Origin of the sequence: Myceligenerans crystallogenes (assembly GCF_039529775.1) — a bacterium.
Classification (GTDB): Bacteria; Actinomycetota; Actinomycetes; order Actinomycetales; family Cellulomonadaceae; genus Myceligenerans; species Myceligenerans crystallogenes.
Genome location: NZ_BAAANL010000005.1, coordinates 1 through 18766, shown reverse-complemented (window position 1 = coordinate 18766; position 18766 = coordinate 1). Strand labels below are relative to the sequence as shown.

Genomic DNA, 18766 nt, shown 5'->3' with positions numbered 1-18766 from the left:
CTCCAAGCCCGCCATCACCGATCGCCTCCGAACAAGGCCCGGCCACCCGACCGCGAAGCCGCACGATCCGTGCCGTCAGCCATCTCCTGATCGGCGGCGTCGTAGATCGCGACGATCCGGTGACCTGCCTCCACCACCGACGTCGCGTGTTCGACGATCTTCTGGCCCCGGATACCGCACTGCGCCTGGAACCCCTTGATCGCGTTCTCCGCGACCACGTTCGGCACACCCTGATCCTGACCGGCCCGCTGTGCCATCCCGTTCACCAGCCCCGCCAGCTCACGAACATGCTGCCCGGTCTCGTCCAGTACCCGGGACGCACTCGGCGGCGCGACCTCATACTCCATGGAGAACTTCTCCCCCACCGGAGCCCCCTTGACGTGTCGATGCAGTTCACCGAGTGGTGAGCCGTCCTGGAGCCATCCCAACAGGGGCGCGGATGGAGCGCAAGGAAAGTCCGTCATGTCGCTCATCGCGCTGGTCGCCGAAAGGCTGTGATTGGCTCGGCGGAGCGGCTGCGGCGACATATCCATGTTTGTCCGCTCACGACGGACAAGCCGATAGGGTGAGCGCCGATGGTGCGGCCGCGACGACCACGGAACGCAGGGCCTGACGAAGGAGGAGACGATGATTCGCCGCACGGTGTCGATTCTCATGGGATGTGCGGTGCTGCTCGCGGCCTCCGCATGCGGCCTGACGGGCGGCGCGCTTGAACCGGATGAACCGTCGACCAGGATCGTGCTCACCGCTGCCCCGCCCAACGGGACCGAGGCCACACCCGAGGACATGAAGGCGGCGGCCGATGCGTTCCGAGCCCGCCTCGAAGCCGGCGGTCGTACGGTCGCGGACGCAACCGTCGACGGCAGCACCGTCACGCTTGACGTCAACGGCAAGGTCGACGACGAAACCCGCCTGCTCCTCACCGAGCCTGGCGTGATCTCGTTCCGTCAGGTTCTCGCCCTGGGCGTCTCGGGCACCACCGCGTCCGCGTCGGCGCTGCCCGACATCCCGCGCGACGTCATCGCCGGGTTCGACGCACTGGACTGCACCGACGAAGCCAGTCACCAGGCCGACGCCGCAGGCTCGGACGAGTTCCTGCTCGTCTGCGACGCCGCCGGCACCAGCAAGTACGTTCTCGGCCCGCCCGAAATCGACGGGACTGACGTTGCCGAAGCGAACGCCGGCCGCCAGGAGGGGGCGTCGTCGGGCTGGATCGTCAACCTGCGCTTCGACGATCAAGGGACGACGGCGTTCGCCGACATCGTCGACCGCCTGCAGGCCGAGGACAGCCCGCGCAACCAGTTCGCGATCACGGTGGACGGCGCGGTCATCTCGGCCCCGGCCCTCATGCCGGGCACCGCCATCACCAGCGGCGAAGCCCAGATCTCCGGCGACTTCACGCGCGGATCAGCCGAGGTTCTGGCGAGCCAGCTCGGCGCGGACCCGCTCCCGTTCCCCTTTGAGGTTCAGGAGATCAGCCCGCAGTAGTTGCTGAAAGCATCGAAAGTCTCGGTCGCGCTCATCGTGGTTCGGCGCCGAGAGCCCAGAGTTTTCTCCAGTCTTTGATGTACTTCGTCGTCGTGAAGTCGTCGGTGTCCGTGTCGTCGAAGGCGCGTAGAGCATAGCGGACGCGGTCTTCGGCCGCGGAGTCGAACGAGACCTCGACGAGGGCTAAGCGGTGGTCGTCGCCGAGGTTCTTGGCGTAGATCACCTCGTTCTTGGTGACGGTGAAGTCGATCGCGCCGATGATCCGCCCCTTGACCTCGATGTGCACCACAGAGCCGTCTGCCCTGACCGACCTGATGTCAAAGCCTGGGTTGTTGTGCGGCATCTCTTCGGGTTCGGCGCCGAGGGCACGTTCGGCCGCGAGCACGGCGTCAATGGCACGGCGATCCACACGGCTGGTGTCGCGCGCGTGCAACGGGGCCTCGGCCTTCTCCTCGACGGCAAGATTCCGCCGGAGCATTCCCGCGGGAACGACGATCGCGGCTCCACGCACGAGCGGCGGCTGCACCGTCAGCTGCTCTTCAAGATCGAGCGAGTTCAATCGCTGACGGAGTCGGTCCTCCAGCTCGCGGGCTCGCCGGTGGGCGGTCTCGGGCCTCATCCGAACTCTTTTGCCTGCTGCGACTTGATCCGCCAACCTGGCGTGCTCGGCGTCCCAGTGGTTGATCTCGGCGATCAGACGGGTCCGGACTGCTGCCCGGGTCTTCGTGACCTTCTCGGCGACCGCGCGCGCGACATGGTCGGCATGCACAGGCAACGTGTGCTCCGCCGCCCAGGCGAGAGCCACAGACTCGGCGCCGTCGGACAACCAAGCGTGATCGGAGGCTTGCTCGACGGCGTCGGCCAGATCATCGGGTAGGGGGCTGTAATCGAGGTACGGGGCGGGACCACCCGCGCGCGCTTCGCCCGACGGATTCAGTTCGGTGTATGCGAAGCGCCGGGAGGCGACTCGCCCGTGGCCGTCGTGGATCGCCTCTGTCGAGGCGACGAGCAGGCGTGGTTCGGTCTCCTCGGAGCGCTCGTCGTACAGGATGGTGCCGCGCTCCAGAGCGGACCGGAGGTCCTCGATCGTCAGGTCGACGACGACGTCGAGCAGGGGATGCCCGGGCGCGAGAAGTTCTGCGACCGGAAGCCCGGGCCTCCGGATCTCGGAACGCTCGAAGACCACTCGCTCGTACCGCTCCAGCACAGGTGGGCCGGCACGGTGGCGGCGGCGCTCGCGTAGGCGGCGCGGAACCCGGGTGATCTCGTATCGCCCGGCTTCCCGCGCGATGATCCGACCGCCGAGCCGCGAGAATGCCGCCTGGAAGAACGCCCGTACGTAGTGGGGCTGAAGCCGCCGTGCTCGGGCCAACTCCAGCAGACGCGCGAGCTCCTCGGAGTCGGTCGAGGTGAGCGCATCCGAGTTCAGGGCGCGTTCGGCGAGCAGCCGGTCGAGACCTTCGCCGACTGTTGAGTCGATGACTTCATCGAGCCGGGCCCGCACGTCGGGCCGGTCGCCGTACCGAATCGCCTCCAGCAGCAGGTCTCGCAGCGGCTGATCCTCGAAGGCCTCGCCGAGCACGTCGAAGACCTGCCCGCCGTAGTCCTGGCGTTGCTGTTCCACCTTTGCCAGTAGCCGGGTGAAGACCTGCCCTTCCCGGGTGCCTTCGGCCACGAGGTTCCACAGGTGACAGGTCTCGGTCTGCCCGATCCTGTGGATGCGCCCGAACCGCTGTTCGATCCGGTTCGGGTTCCAGGGCAGGTCGTAGTTGACCATCAGGTGAGCGCGCTGCAGGTTGAGCCCCTCGCCGGCTGCGTCGGTCGCAACCAGGACCCTGACTTCGCGGTCTTGAGTGAACTGCTCCGTGACGGCGCGTCGGGAATCGCGGGCCAGCCCGCCGTGGATGGACACGACGGCGCCGGGGTCTCCGAGCAGCGTCCCGATCTGGTCGACCAGGTAGCCCAGTGTGTCCTTGTGCTCGGTGAAGACGATCAGTTTGCGGGGCATGCCCTGGGCGTCGGCCGCCACGCCCTGATCGATGAGGATCGAGCGCAGTTCCGTCCATTTGCGGTCGGTACCTGAGAGCCTGACCCTCTGTGCCAGGACGACGAGGTCGTCCAGGACAGCGATCTCGGCCCGGAGCTCGGCGACGGTCCTTGCAGCAGTGGCCGCATCGAGCACTTCGTCCTCGAGACCTTCGATCTCCCCGGCTTCGAGGTCGTCGAGGCGCTCGTCGAGATCATCTCCGTCCCAGGCCTGCAGCCGCGTCTCGCGATGCCCGACGACGTCGGGTGTTCCTCCCGCCTCAAGCTCACGGACGCTTGAGCTGAGTCGGTCGCGGCGACGTTCCAGACTTCGGAGGATTGCCGCGGGGCTGGAGGCCAGACGGCGTTGCAGAACGGTCAGGGCGAAGCCAACGGTGCTGCGACGCCCAGAGTCTGCTGCGAGCCGTTCGGCCCGGCCCATCTCGATTCGTACGTACTCGGTGACGCGCTCGTACAGTTCAGCCTCGCCGTCTGACAACACGTACGGCACCGTGTAGGCCCGTCGCTCGGGGAACAGCGGCCTTCCGTCGAGGGTGAGCAGCTGCTCCTTGACCCGTCGCAGCATGAGATCGCCGGGCTTCACCACGGACCCGCTCCGGAGCCGACCTTCGAACCTGTCGGCGTCCAGTAGCGCGAGGAAGAGTTGGAAGTCGTCGGCATGCCCGGAGTGGGGCGTCGCGGTCATGAGGAGCAGGTGCCGGGCAATCCGGCCCAGCAGCATCCCGAGCTGGTACCGCCTGGTCCGCTTGAGTTCCTGACCCGCCCAATGGGCTGACATCCGGTGCGCCTCGTCTACGACGACGAGATCCCAGTCGCTCGCCTCGAGGGCGTCGAGCAGGCCCTCGTGCCGGGCGAGCTGGTCCATCCGAGAGATCAGCAGTGGAGAGCCCGCGAAAACATCAGCGGGATCCTCAGCGGCGTCGATCAAGCTCTTCGTGAGGACGTCGAAGGAGAGCCCGAACTTGTCCGCGAGTTCGTCCTGCCACTGCTCGACGAGGCTGCCCGGCGCAACGACGAGGCATCGTTCGAGGTCCCCGCGGAGGAGAAGCTCCTTGATGTACAGGCCAGCCATGATCGTCTTGCCGGCGCCGGGATCGTCGGCCAGCAGGAACCGCAGCGGAGTGCGGGGGAGCAACTCCTCGTACACCGCGCGCAGCTGGTGGGGCAGCGGATCCAGGTCCGACGTCGAGACGGCGAGCATCGGGTCGTAGAGCGCGGCATACCGGATGCGAAGTGCTTCTGCGGCGAGTCTCCACTCGGCAGGGTCGGCGTCGAAGGGCCGCCGGGCAGGGTCCTCCGGGCGGCGCACGGAGACGTGCCGTTCCAGCTCGTTCCCGAGCGCCGCCTCGACCTGAGAGCCGTCGTCCGATGTCACCCGGCGAGCCGATCCCAGAGTTCGGTTCCCAGAGGCAGGATTACCCAGCCTTCGGCAGCGAGGTCGTGCCGCTCGGCCTCGTCGAGGTCGCCCATCTCCAGGGCGATCTGCTGATCGGCCCAGGAAATCGTGAGCGGAATGCCGCGATGCTCGAACGCGATGTCCGGGACAGGGACGCTGTGCTCGGCGAGCGTCTGGAGGACGTCATGTTCCTCGGGGTTTGCGAGGGAGAAGATCTGTTCCCATCCCGCAGGGACGGCAGACTCAGCGCCCAGGAGACTGCTCAGGATCTCGGCCGCTTCGCCGCGGGAGAGCTCGTCGTGATCGCGCTGGTTGCTGAACGATCGGAGGCAGCCGTAACACGAGGTCTCCGGCCCGCACTCGCAGGTCGTCACCCGCCGCAGGGCTGCGTCGAGTACCTGCTTCAGGTTCGCGTAGACGTTCAGCACGTGCCCGGCGCCGCCGGGGACCCGGTCGAACAGGGAGATGGACCAGTCCTCCGGGCCCTCGGGAACGAGGGAGCCACCGATGTCGTCGCGGGCGATCTCCAGCGTGTCGCTGGCGGCCTCGACGATCGCGTACAGGACCGACTTCCAGGCGCCCTGCGTCCTTCGGCCCCCGCGGACCGAGAAGCGGAGGGAGACGAGGTCCGTCTCGTACTGATGAGCCAGGTCGAGCAACTTCATCGGCCCTGTGCAGGCGAGGTCGCGCGAGGGGCGCTTGTGCTTGGCCGGCGGAACCTTCGGATGGTTGGCTCGTGAGGTTCCGAACCCGCACCAGTCGCAGATCCAGAAGCCCATCTTTCCGGGACCGTCTGCGACAGAGACGAGACGACCTCGTGGGCCGGCCTCCGCCTCGATCCTGCCACCCGTCAGTTGCAGTTCCCGGGTACTTGCTTCCGGGGACTTTGCCAGGACGTGCACGGCACCGCTCCAAGAGCGCCGTGGCGGGCGAGCCCCAGGACGCTTCGGCTCGGAGTCGGCGACGAAGCCGAACTCCGGGATCGTCAGGACTCGCGGAGAGGTCTGGTTCACGTACTCGCAGACAGAGCACACGCTGTCGAGCGCTTCCAGACCCTGCCAGAACGCGCCGCAGTTTCCGCAGACCTGGTACTTGAACTCCTGAAGGTCGCGTCCTGGAAGCTTGTGGAGGCCACGTGATGTCCAGAGCCGTCCACCAGCCACAAGCTCGGCATCCGGGGCGTACTCGTGGATCGCCGAGGAGAGGTCCCGGGTGAGGTCGAGGTCTGCGCCGCCGTCCTTGCCGTACCCGAAGTCAGTGCGGAGCTCGACCGAGTCCACAGGGAAGCCGTACTTCGGCAGGACGTTACGGTTCGCGAGGTAGCCCAGCAGATCGCGGTTGCGCAGGGTGTTGCTGACCTTCTGGTACCGCTCGGCCATCCAGTACACCTTCTTGTCAGAGGCCTCGGTGCTGAGGTTCTCAAGATCCTCGACCTCTTTGGCCAGATCGCGACGGACCCGTTCCAGGAGTTCGACGAGGCGCGCGGCCCAGGACCCGTCGCGCACGCCGACCTCGGCGGCGATCTCTGGCGGAATTACGCGCGCGAGTGACTCGCTCACTTCTGCCGGCACCGGGTTCAGGAAACCCTCGACCAGGGTGACAGGAGCGGCACTCCCGCCCTCACCAGGCAGGAAGAACTCACCGGCCTTCCGGTAGATCCTCCCGGTGCTCTCGAAGACCCAGCGGAAGAAGGCCGCCATCGCGATCGACTGGGCGTGGCGCCGGTCGATGCGCTCGTTGACGAGCGGGATGTATGGCGCCCTCACCTGGCCACTGATCATCACCCTGGGGTCGGCGAACTTGGTGAGGTCGTGGGACCGGCGCTGGGCGAAGGTCACCACGAGGGCGGCCGCGCCGGAACGTCGTCCGGCCCGTCCGGCCCGCTGGAGGTAGTTCGCGGTCATCGGCGGCATGTTCCGCAGCATCACGGCCTGCAGCTCGCCGACGTCGACGCCGAGCTCGAATGTCGTCGAGCAGGAGAGCGTGTTGACCTCGCCCTTGACGAATTGGTGCTGGATCTCCGCCGCCCGGGTGTTGGTCCATTGGGCGGTGTGCTCGATCGCGCTCAAAGAGACCGCGTTGAGGGTGCGGTACACGGTCCGGTAGTGATCCCGGTCCTCGCCAACAGGCGGGGGAGAAAACCGTTCGAGCGTTCCCTCGCAGCGCAGCGCGGGACAGACATCACGGACTGACACGGGTGTGGTCCTGCGGCAGACCGAGCAGCGGTACACGGGCGTCTTGTCTGTCACCAAGGAGAATCGCAGCAGCTCGTGATTGATCTGGTGGACCACGCCCAGCGACTTCTCGGTGTTGGAGCTGAGCCACTTGACCGGGGAGGCCGAAGCCGTGAGCATCCGCCAGATGTTTCTGAGAAGCTCGGTCGGTTCGGCTTCTGAACCGAGTGCTGCGAGGACCTTGGTCAGGTAGTCGACGCGGCGGTTGGTTCCCTTTGTCGGTAGCCAGGAGAGCACCTTGCGCATCGGTTCGGATCCCTCCCCGCGGACGCGGATCGGACCCAGACGAGGAGCAAAGATCTCGTCGTTCGACGGGACGGACTCCGGCATCTCCACGGCGCCCTGCTGACGGAGGGTGCGGACAAGCTCCTGCAGGAGGTTCCATGCCTCGTCGTTAGATAGACCCAGGGCAGCCAACGGGCCCGGCGCGGCCAACTCTGACGGCCGCTCCAGGAGGATTCCGACCAGGCCCAGGCCTTCGAGCGACTGGCGATCGTCGGTGGCTACGGCCTCCGCCATGATCCACGGCGCGACGATGCGCGACTCGCCCTGCGCTGTCAGCCCGTTCTTGAAGAACTGCACCTTCTTTGCGGCGCTGCGCGTGGTGAAGATGAGATCGTCGACCGAGACGGGATCCTCGTCGGCGCGGGCCTTGGCGAGCCCTTCGGTGATCAGGCGTCGCCGCTGGACCTTTCCGTAGGAGTCCTGGAGGTACGGGGCGAAGTACGCAGCGGCTTGACGTGAGTCGCTGAACGCGAGGAGCTTGCGACCTTCGCCGGGCAAGGAACCACCTGTGGCCTGGTCGTCGGCCGCCGGAAGGTTCTGGTAGAGCGAGGTCGCGATCACTGCACCGCTCGCATCGGAGCCGGTCTCGAAGACGCGAACCGTCCCGGGGCCGCGCGCCCCGCACACGAGGCATCCCGCGATCTCGTCTCCCCGCTGCTTGAGCTTGCGAACCGTCCGCAGCGAGCTTGATCCGCAGGCCTTGCAGGTCTGCGTCGAACCGGGGTTGATCGCACTGCACGCGGTGCAGAGCGTCTCGTCCTCACCGACGGCGGTCACGGGAACGTCGTCACCTGGGGTCGACTCCGCTGGGTTCTTCCCGTCACCGGGGGCGAGATCGACGGTTGCGTCCTCGTCCTCGTCGTCAACGGGAGGTTGGTCCCCCAGTACATACCAGGTGCCACGGGTCATCGCCTTGCGCGGGCGCAGGTGGAACAAGTTCTCGTGGATCTCGGGGGTGCCCAGAACATGCACGGAACCGCAGCGTCGGCAGGAGCCGATCTCGAAGACCGGCGCGTCACAGTCCCCGCAGTTCGTGTGTCGGGCGAGCTGGACGTGTGGGCCCGACGGCGAGAGGCACGTGAATGCGCCCTCGGTCGCGCGCAGGAACAGGTGGTACCGGGCCGAGATCGCCGTCGTCCCGTCTGGCTGGCGTAAGGCGCTCGCGAGCTCGACGAGAGAGGCGAGCCCACGCTCACCGTCAGGGTCGTTGCCGAAGATGGCCTGCTGGACACGGCGGAAGGTATCGGGTCCTTCGGTGAGGCGGCTTCGAAGGGTCGCCAGCGTCTTCTCGTGCAGGATCGCGTCGGCGGCCGAGCCGTCGCCCTGCCAGCCGGCGGACCTGGCCGCGGAGAGCACAGCCTCCTCACGGTCCCAGTCCTCGGCCAGCCCGATGTAGGCCTTCGCGTCCAGCGGACCCCAGAACGGACCGTTCGGCATCGCGACTCGTTGCGCACTGATGAGGTCCTGCCGGGCCGAGTCGTCAGGCTCCCACTCGAACGACTCTCCGAACAGGTTCGTCGCGAACCTCGTCACCGCGGCCGGATCGGTGTCGGCGCCGACGGTTGCCGAAGTCGCGAGGCACTGGATCGGCCGGTCCGGGGCCACCCGGTCGCGAACCCGGCGCAGCAGCATGGCGACCTCTGCGCCCTGGCTGCCGTCGTAGACGTGGGCTTCGTCCACCACGATGAAGCGCCACGGGCTGTTCTTGCCGCTGCCGAACAGTTCCAGGTCGAGCGGCCGCAGGAGGAGGTACTCCAGCATCGCGTAGTTGGTCAGCAGCAGGTGCGGCGGCGTCTGTCGCATCTCGGTGCGGCTGAGCAGCTCGTTGGGCAGGATCGGTTCACCGATGTTGAGATTCCCGAAGGCCTCGCGAGCGCGGGCGGGATCGGTCTCCGTGTCGCCGGTGTACCGGCCGAACGTGATGTCCGGGTAAGCGGCGAGGATCTGGCGGAGACGCTTCATCTGGTCGTTGGCCAGGGCGTTCATCGGGTAGAGCAGCAGGGCTCGGACGCCCGGTCCCAGCGTGCCGGCCTCGTGCTCGCGCACGAGGCTGTCCAGGATCGGCAGAAGGAACGACTCCGTCTTGCCCGAGCCGGTACCGGTGGCGACGACGACGTTGCGCCCCTGAGCGGCCTTCCGGATCGACTTCTCCTGGTGGACGTAGAGCGGCCGGTCCAGGGGCAGAGCTGTGCTGCCGAGTTTCGCGAACCCGGGCGACAGAACACCTTCGTCGATAAGGGATCGCAGCGTGCCCCCCGGCGCGTACGGCGGTGTGGCTTCCAGATACGGTCCCTTGTCGAGCATCGGGGTCCGGTCGATCGTGTCGGCGAGCGCGTCGCTGATCTCGGAGTCCCGGACCGCCAGGAGCGTCTGCAGGTAGCGGCGATACGTCGTGGTGATCTCTCGGGAGGTGCGGATCGCGTCCAGGCTTTCGGCCATCAGGGCTCCGTTCGATGGGTGCTGGAGACCAGCAGCTCGGCAAGGATCAGGTCGACGGTGACCAGCTCCGGCGCGACCTCGGCGACGGCCGTCCAGGTCGCCTTGCGGCGGCCGTTCAGCCAGGTCGTGCCCATCTGGTGGCCACGTGCTGCGTGGCGGGCGGCGAAGGCGTAGGTGAGCGAGATCGCCGGGACGACCCGCCAGCCATCGTCGGCGTCGTCGGGAATGCGGGCGTCCACGCTCGCCACCGCCACCGGGTCGTTGAGGAGCGGCAGGAAGCGGCGGCACTCCGTGAGCAGATCCCGGGAGCTTGCCACGACCTTCGGCAGCTGTCCGTCACGGCGTCTCTCCACGAAGGCGATGCTCGCAGCCGTCCGGGCATCCAGGCTGAGCAGCCCCTTGGGGATCAAGCCCATCTGCCTGAGCATCGCGTCGCGTAACGCGGCCGGTGCCCGGTCGAAGTGCACGGCCGACTGGTCGAGCAGGCCTGCCTTCGGAAAGGCATCCCCGTCATCGAGCAGCGAGAGCACCTCGGACCCGCAGACCGTGACGGCAGCCTGGACCTCGTCGTCCGACCACTCGCCGTCCGCCGCCGCAAGTAGCGTCGCAGGCACGGCGTTGCGCAGGTTCCAGACGACGGGCTCGTCGTCATGGGCGTCGGCGAGATCGGCCCACGCCAGTCCGGACTGCACGATGAACGAGGGGACCATCTCGCCCGGAGCGCGGGACTCGGTCACCGCAAGCAGGGCTTCGCGAGGACTGGACCGCAGGATCCGGTCCAGGGCCGACCCGATGGCCTCGGCCCGGGACCCGCTGGTGATCCGCCTGGCCAGACCGCGGGCGGTCCAGACGGCCTCGAGGTCGGCCACGGCGTCCGGCTCCGGACCCTCGTCGGCGAGGAAGGCCGACAGCGCGGTCAGGTCTGTCTCGTCGGATCGCACGTACCCGCCGATCTCGACGAGTCGCCCCTCGCCCTGTCCTGGCCACTCGGGAACGTCCGCAGGGATCCATGGGTCCTCGACGCGTACGACGACGAGCAGCGGTCCCGCGTTCCGCAGCTCCGCCGGAAGCTCCGCGCGACCGCCCAACACAGGCAGCGAAACGGGTGCCCTCCACGGTGCGGTCGTCGCGTAGACGATCGCCGTCAGGTCCTCGACGTCGACGGAGTCGACGAACTCCAGTCCGTCCCCGGCTGGAACGATCGCGGAGCACAGCCGCCGCGGACGGATGTGCCCGACGACGAGCCTGCCCTCCGCATCGAGCGCGAGACGCCCGTGCGGGTGGACACTCAGGGTGTCCGTGAGCTTGGCCAGATTGAACTGGTAGACCCCATGGCGCCCGGCCCCGGGCTCGACGACCTGCTGAACTCCGCCAGGGGTCAGAAAGTGCAGCTGAGGATCGGCTGTCTGGCCGACATCCAGGATGAGCCTCCCCGGATCAGCAGTCAGGTCTTCCTGTGCGAACTGCAGCGGACGGATCGACGGCGCGACACTCGAATCCGTGGCCTGATGGGAGACAGTCATGTGCGGGGGACCGACGACCAAGGTCAGCCACCGGTCCTGGGCGCCGACTCGTACGAACGTCTCTCGTTCGATCGGTGAGAGGTCGAGGCTGTTGCGAGCAAGCGTCACACCGCGGGCTGCCTCCAGCAGGACCTTCGCAGGCTGCAGTCCACCCGCGTCGAACCGCCGCCATGCAGGAACGGACGTGGCCCGCAGTCCTTCGACGACGTCGAGGGCCCGAGACGTGCCGCGTCCCCACGGCCCGCGGACCTGGACGGTGAACGAGCCGACCACAGGACGTCCGATCCGGTCCCAGATCGAGTCAGGATCGCCACCGCCGCCACTCCGCCACCGTGCCGCGAGGAGCCCGTCCGCCCCGAGCAGGGAGACCTCCCACTCGGCGGCACGCAACTCCTCAGGAAGCCGGATCGACGGCAGACCGGCGTAGACCGGCCGCCCCAGCGTGGTACGGATCCCCGTCACCGGATCGCCGATCTCCACGCGCGCCGAGGCGTAGCTCCGCACGAGTCGCCGTGACTCCGTACCCGCCAGCGAGACCGACTGCACGCCGTCCAGATCGACCAGCAGCAGAGACCAGCCTGCCCACCCAGGCGGCAGAGGACTCTCGGTCCGTACGTTCCGGGTACCGTTCACCACCAAGCTGTCGGGCGTGCCAGGGAACAGGAACCAGATGTGCCCGCCGGGAAGCGGCACGGCCGGCGATCGCAGTTCACCGTTCTCGTCGAACGTCAGCAGCGGGTCTCCGTCGTCCACCACATTGACGGTGGTCGTGAGGTCTTCATGGTCCGCGATCGACGCCGAGACCAGGCGGGCAGGGTGATGCAACGGGACGTCGGTCGGCGGAGCCTCGTCCAGGCCCGGCGGCACGACGTTGGCCTTGACGCGCTGCCTCGTCCCGTCCGCATCCACGATCCAGGTCGTTGCCCGGTCGCCGACGGACGACGCCGATGGCAGGCGCAGCACCACGCCGAACCCGAACGGGTCCAGCCGCAGGCGCGGCTGTTCGTCCGCGGCGCTCGCGGCCGACGACGTCGAACCGCGGGCTGCTCGGAGCACACGGCCGGTGCGGTGCAGGTCCTGGGCGACAGCGGCAAACCGCCCAGGGAGGGCTACGTCAGAGCCGTCACCGCCACTGGCGACGGCGTCGAGCAGGTCGAAGACGCGAGCAGTGACATCGACAGCGAACTCGCCGCCGTACTGGACGAATCTCTTGACGGGCTGCTCGACCTGGTAGAGCGAACCTCGTCCCGCCTGGGCGGCGGCCCACGCAACGAAGGCGTCGGGGCTCAGACCAGCGATGCCGGCCCGGCGCTTGCTTATCAGTTCGAAGAATGCGGGTAGGCACGATGTGGGCATGCCGGAGTGCATCAGAATCCGGCCCACATACCGGGTCCCTGCGTCGTCGCTGTCCTCGAAGGTCGGCAGGTTCAAGGTGTCGAGATTGTCGAGGAATGCGGTGCCCCAAGCCTGTTGGAACCCTGGGGTATGACTGCTTGCCCCGACTGACTTCGCCAGGAACGGCCAGAAGGTGTTCGAGGCATATTCGTCGGTCGCTGCCCCCGTCGTGCCGAGGACGTGGACAGCTGGCCAACGTCTCAGGATCCGGCGGTGGTCACGGGGATCTGCCCTCCGATAGACCCGGCCCAGGACCTCAAGCGCCTGCTGCCGGTACGCCGGCTTGATCCTGTCCAGGGCCTCGGTCACCAGTGAGACGTGCGCCAGTGCCTTGCCCCAACTCTCCTCCCTCAGATCCAGCAGTTCCCTGGGGGAGACGGTCCTGCGCCCATCCGCGATCGACATCGCTACCTCTCCTCGAAGCCCTTCTGCTCCAGCCCGAGCGTGTTGGCGTTCTCGCTGACGGTCCGCACGGTGCTCTCCGAGAAGCCGTCCGGGTTCTCCGCCTCGATCTCGACGGTGATCCGCAGTGAGGTGCCGTCCGCGCCGGTCAGCGCGGCGAAGAGCTCCTCACGCAGCAGGTTCCAGTCCTTGACGTAGGAGATCGGATCGAGGACCTTGGAACCGTAGAAGCGGCGCTTCGGCTGCTCCCGTGACGGGAGGTTCGGGTCGGGAGGTTCGATGAGGATGGTCTCGTCCCTGTCACCTTCCTCGTCCCCGGACCCGTTCCCGGATCCATCGTCGACCGTCTCACCTGCGCGCTGCGCAACCGCCTTGTCCGGCCGTACGAGCAGCCAGCTGTCCGGCACGGACGGAGGCTCCGGCAGGTCGCCAGGCAGCCACAGGTCGAGGTATCGCCCGGTCGCCTCGTCATACGCCGAGGCCAGGGCAAAGCCCTCGGTCTGCCACACCAGCGAGTTGCCGGCCGCCAGCACCGCCTGCTCCAGCACCTCACGACGCGGAAGCCGCTGCAGGTACGGGTACTGCGTGTACCAGTTCCACAGCGTTCCGAAGGCCAGGTGCCCGTCCGCCCAGACCGAGGCTAGCGGTCTGTCCAGAGCGATCCGCACCAGCGCGGTTCCGTACACGTCGGTGAGTTTGCCGACGCTCTTGAGCTTGGCCGTGACCCGCTCGGCCATCGAGGTCTGGGAGTCAGGGAGCCTGTCGAACGACAGCGTGACCTTCGCCCCGGGCTGCCCAACCGGTGTGAGGAGCGCGGTGTAGGCAGCCCGCAGCCGGGCCTCGACCATGACGTCCAGATCTGCCGACCGCTTGATCGCCTGGTTCTTCTGCTGCAGCGACAGGCCGAGCTCCTCGGCGCGCTCGACGACGTGGCGCCAGCCCAGCCCTTCGCGCACCGCGTTCTCCAAGTCGCCGTAGCGACCGCGGTCGGCGGCCAGGAAGACGATCTGGTTCCGGCGCTGCCGTTGACCCGACCCCGCCCGCGTGAGCGCCTCCTCGGCGAACTCCGTCGCCTGAGACGCATCCTTCGCCCAGGTCCGCCGCGGGTGAACCAGGACGAGCCGCAGGGCGTCGCCGTCGGGAACGTCGCCCGCGTCCTCCGGCGCGGCGTGCACGGAGGCGAACAGCCCCTTGGCCTTGCTGTTCTCCTTCCGCAACAGGGTGACGATCTCCGTGTAGACGTCCTCCTCGGAGTATCCAGCGGCCTTCTCCGTGGCGAGTCGGGTCGACGACGCCGCGGTGTCATACCAGGACCGGTCCCCGTCCTCATAGAAATAGGTCGCGCGGGTCGACAGCAGCTCCCGGGCGTCGCCCAGGTGGTTCATCACGTCGCCCGGCACGGCCGCACCAAGTCGCAGCCGGCGGATGTCGACGCCGACGTGCTGGGTGCGCAGGGTCGGCACGGTCGCCATGAAGACGGTGCGCGCCACACGGCGGGTCAGGTGCCGGGACCCGAAGGCCGGCCGCTCACCATCGATCACCACGGGTGTCGAGCCCGGGCCGTCCACGTCCTTGTCGATGATGGGGCGCCAGTTGTCGTCCAGGTAGTGCGTGATCTCCGAGTACACGTCCGACGACGAGACCGGCACCACGCCCGGCGTGATCAGCGGTGCGGTGTCCCCGGCGTTCCACAGGGCCGAGATCACCTGGCTCATCAGCCGGAGTACACCGCGGGTGCGCTGGAACTTCGGCAGTGCCGACCAGTCCTCGTAGAGCCGGTCGAACAGCTCCGGGTGGATCGGGTAGGCCGCCTTGATCCGGTTCTCGTAGGCGCCGGTGGTGACTTCCTTGGGGAAGAAACCGTTGTTCTCCTGGTAGAACTTCACGTACTGCTTGGCCACAGCAGCGATGTCCGCGAGGGCCGTCGCATCGGGCTCCTGGAAGAGCCGCCGCCGGACGATCTCGAAGGACTCCAGGCCGGTAGCCGGCCGCCAGTCGTCCGCGTTGCGGCCGATGACCTGCTGCAGCATCTCCAGCGCCACCCGGCCCTTGGGCCCGCCGACCTCCAGTGCGGAACCGCCGCCCCCGTTGTCGATGGATTCCGAGTCCGGGATCGAGACCACGAGCATCACGCCAGGCGTGGACTTCGCAAGTTCGGTGAGGTGCTGGGCGAACGTGAACTGCCCCTCGAAGGTGCCGCCCGGAAGCGGAGCCGGTGTATCGACGAGCAGGCGGGCGTAGGCGACCCACTCGTCGACCAGGATCAGGATCCGCTCGCCGCCGTCGATCACCTCACGAACCAGCTCGTCGAGTACGGTGCCAGGCGGTGTTCCGTTCGCATCGGCCTCAGCGACGCGCGCATAGGCGGCCGGGCCGCCGCCCGCTGCGCCCGCCTCACCGAGCTGCCAGGCGAGCTCGCCCCAGAGCGTACGGATCGTGGTCCCGTCCGGCTTGGTTGCGGTCTGACCAGGAGACAGGCGGGTTCCGACGAGGGTGATGCGCCTCACGCGCAGCGCGCCCAGCGGGTCGGGCTCGTCGGTCGCGGCCGTGAGCACGTCGCCGACGACGTCCTGGGCGCCCGCGGGCAGCGATCGCCCTTCGATCCCGGAGAACAAGTGGTAGAGCGCGAGCATCGAATGCGTCTTACCCCCACCGAACTGGGTCTGCAGGTTGACGACCGGCGAGGCGCCGGCGTCCCCGGAGAGCCGGCGCAGGGCCCGCTCCAGAAGGTCCTTCAAGCCGGAGGTGATAAAGGTCCGCGCGAAGAACTCCCGCGGGTCGGTGTATTCGGGTGACGACGACCGCCCGGTCGCAACTTGATGCAGGTCTGCGGCAAACTCGGCCGTGGAGAACTGCCCCTTCTTCATGACATCGGGGTGCGGGACGACGACGTCGCGCCACGGTTTGACCGTCACGCCCGCCAGGGTGCCGGCGACGGCGAGAGGGGTGACCTTCGAGGCGCGGTTGCGGGCCTGCTTCTCGTAGACCTCGCGCTGGTGCTCGGAGCGCAGGGTCGCGGCAGCATCGGCCTGGTCGGTCGCGCCGATCGCCGTGAGCAGACGTTCGATCGTGTCCAGCGCCCGGTACGCGTCGTCCGAGGAGAACTTCTCACCGTGGTGCGCGCGGTTCGCGGTGTCCCGCAGCTCGGTGGCAAGGGCCGACTGAGGGCGCTCCAGATCGTCCTTGAAGATCTGCCACTTCTCGGTCACGACGCGAAGGAGAACCCGGACGTCGTCCTTGGTGTAGGTCTTCGCGGTACCGAACTTCGCGTTCTCTGCCGCAGCCCACAGCTCCAGCCAGTCGGAGCCGGCCGGGGTGTGCATCGCCATGCGCAGGTCGACCCACGGGAGCATCCCCTCCTGCAGGAAGTCGAGACCGCGCAGTACTTTCTCGTTGTTCGTCAGGGTGGCCATTTCAGCTGGTCTCCTCGGTGACGGAGTCGAAGTCGAACCCGTCCTGAACGGCGGGTTTCGGCAGGTTCTGGGCTGTGGCGGCAACCTCGGCCCAGGCGCCGCCGATCCCGTTGAAGAGGCCGGCGGTCGCGGGGTCCTTGGTCTCCATGAGTTCGTAAAGGCGCAGGGCGAGGCGTTGGACGTCGTCGAGAGAGACCTTGCTCGAGCCCGCCGACGACGCGTCGGGCGCCTGGCCTGTCAGGCCGGCCATCAGGCGGGCAGCAGCCTCGCGACCTTCCTGGGCATAGGTGCGGGCCAGGTGACAGGTCGCCTCCCAGACAGAGATGCGGTCGTCGTGTGCCGGGTTCCATGCGGGATCGAGGTCAAGGGGCTTGATGAGAGTCACCTTGCCGCCACCGGAGGTCAGGACACCACCTCGCGTGATGCCGTCGACCGACAGGCCGAGTGGGACGGCGAGCGATTCGGCGTCGCCGTAGGGGCGAACGGCCCAGCCGTACGACTTGTACCAGTCGAGGCAGAAGCGAGTGTCGGGATCGACGTCGGCATCCTGCTCGGTTTCGATCGCGTCGAAGGTGGCGTTGATCAGCGCAAGGGCGCTCTTGACGGACATGCGCGAGCCGTCGGCCTCGAGGACACGGGAGTATCGGGAGTAGACGGCCATACCCGGGCCCAGGACCGTCTGGCGAAGGTCCGCCGGAGCGATGGCGCCTTCGCGGATGCGGGGCAAGGCTTCTTCGAGTTCCTCGCGGAGGGCGGCGAGGAAGCCGGTGCGGTCCGTGGCCGCTGCGCTCTCGGGACGCGGGCGGAGGGAGAGGACGATGGAGGAGGCGAGTGCGTTGGTGCCGGACGCGATCATGCGGTTGCTCAGTTCCGAGCGGACCGGCCAGGTCGCAGTGATCGTCCAACCCTGGCGGATCATGCCTTCGAGGAAGGTGGACCAGCCGGTGCTGACGACGCCTTCCTTCTCCAGCTCGGCCTGCTTGAAGGCGTAGAAGACGGTGATCGGGTAGTCCGGGTTCGCCGACTCGCGGGCGCGGCTGAAGACGTGCTCGAAGCCGGTTTCGAAGAACTTCTCGGCCAGTTCCTTGCTGCCGTGGCGATGCGGGTTGGCGACGAGTTCCTCGGCTTTGGGGACGAGCATGGTGCCGAACAGGTCTGGATGGATCGGTCGCAGTGCGCGGCGGAGCCAGACGTAAAAGAAATCGGAAAGGTCGCTATAGCCGATGTTGTCATAGTAGGGCGGGTCGGTGCTGATTACCACTTCGGTGTAAGGGCGGGTCGATGCGTCGGCCTGCCTGACGTTGGCATCGACGGTCCCGGAAACCTTGTCGAGTGATCCAGCGACCCATATGACGTCTTCGACGAGGTCGCCTGAGGAGCCGCCGAACGGGTTCGCCTCCGCAAAGTCCCAGGCCATGGGAATCTGTTGGCGAGCGAACAGACCTCGGACGGCCTCCATTTTTGGACTGCTGTCCCACGAGCAGATTGCAGTCAACTTGTTCGTCGTGCGGCTGATCGCGAACGCGAGATAGGTGGAGATCGCATCGGCGTAGGCGTCGGCATCTCGGTCACGGCGATGAGTACTGCCGGACATGCCTGCTGCGATCGCGTCCTTGAGGACTTGCCCCCTGGTCTCGGAGACGAGGTCGCTGAATGTCGTGAGAGCGCTGAGCTGCCGGTTCGTGAACAGACTGGACCAGCGCTCAAATCCATAGATCCTTATCGTCTGATGACTGGCAGGGCTCACGCTATGATTGGGCATGGCCTGGACCGGGACATCATCAGGCTCAGGCACTGCAGCTATTGCAACCTGTTTCGGGTCGGTTTCTAGGTACGTCCTACCTCGGGTCCCAATTGCGACGGTGGCCATCAACTGCTGACTGATCCGATGACCTTGTCCCTCTGTTCGGATGTAGGTCAGCGGTGCGACGCTGCTGCATGCAACACATGTTGCGCCGAGGCGGCCAACAGTCCCGTCGGTTTCCTTGGTAGGTGATTTCTTTGGGTCGTGTCCAATATGGAACACGACACGCCTGCCCGCCAGCATGGCGTCGTCGTCTACCACCTTCGGGATGACGTACGCCTCCTTGCCCTTCTTCTTGCCGAGCCACCATGACCGGACCAGTGGCATCTGGATGCCGCAGG

The 18766-nt window shown here is 67.4% G+C and carries 7 protein-coding genes; 1 reads left to right on the top strand and 6 read right to left on the bottom strand.

Annotated features, from left to right (window positions below; translation table 11 throughout):
- Window positions 1-14: 14 nt before the first annotated feature.
- On the bottom strand, window positions 15-347 hold the full coding sequence (locus ABD208_RS12550; protein ID WP_344103282.1) for a hypothetical protein: 333 nt from the start codon (window positions 345-347) through the stop codon (window positions 15-17).
- A gap of 280 nt (window positions 348-627) precedes the next feature.
- Here ABD208_RS12550 and ABD208_RS12545 point away from each other — a divergent pair, with 280 nt between their 5' ends.
- Window positions 628-1488 carry a SecDF P1 head subdomain-containing protein gene (locus tag ABD208_RS12545; protein WP_344103280.1) on the top strand — a complete coding sequence of 287 codons (861 nt, stop codon included), beginning with the start codon at window positions 628-630 and terminating at the stop codon, window positions 1486-1488.
- A gap of 31 nt (window positions 1489-1519) precedes the next feature.
- Here the strand turns inward: ABD208_RS12545 and ABD208_RS12540 are convergent, their stop codons facing one another.
- The 5 genes from ABD208_RS12540 to ABD208_RS12520 all read right to left on the bottom strand — a co-directional run.
- Window positions 1520-4909 carry a helicase-related protein gene (locus ABD208_RS12540; protein WP_344103277.1) on the bottom strand — a complete coding sequence of 1130 codons (3390 nt, stop codon included), beginning with the start codon at window positions 4907-4909 and terminating at the stop codon, window positions 1520-1522.
- Window positions 4906-9888, bottom strand: coding sequence for a DEAD/DEAH box helicase (locus ABD208_RS12535; protein WP_344103275.1), 4983 nt, complete (start codon window positions 9886-9888; stop codon window positions 4906-4908). Before ABD208_RS12535 ends, ABD208_RS12540 begins: the two co-directional genes overlap by 4 nt.
- Window positions 9888-13211 (bottom strand): hypothetical protein, encoded by a 3324-nt coding sequence (locus ABD208_RS12530; RefSeq protein ID WP_344103273.1) that lies wholly within the window; start codon window positions 13209-13211, stop codon window positions 9888-9890. Before ABD208_RS12530 ends, ABD208_RS12535 begins: the two co-directional genes overlap by 1 nt.
- A 2-nt stretch (window positions 13212-13213) precedes the next feature.
- Window positions 13214-16621, bottom strand: coding sequence for a Swt1 family HEPN domain-containing protein (locus ABD208_RS12525; RefSeq protein ID WP_344103270.1), 3408 nt, complete (start codon window positions 16619-16621; stop codon window positions 13214-13216).
- A gap of 1 nt (window position 16622) precedes the next feature.
- Window positions 16623-18766 (bottom strand): DUF1156 domain-containing protein (locus tag ABD208_RS12520; RefSeq protein WP_344103268.1); only part of this gene is annotated, 2144 nt, incomplete at its 5' end.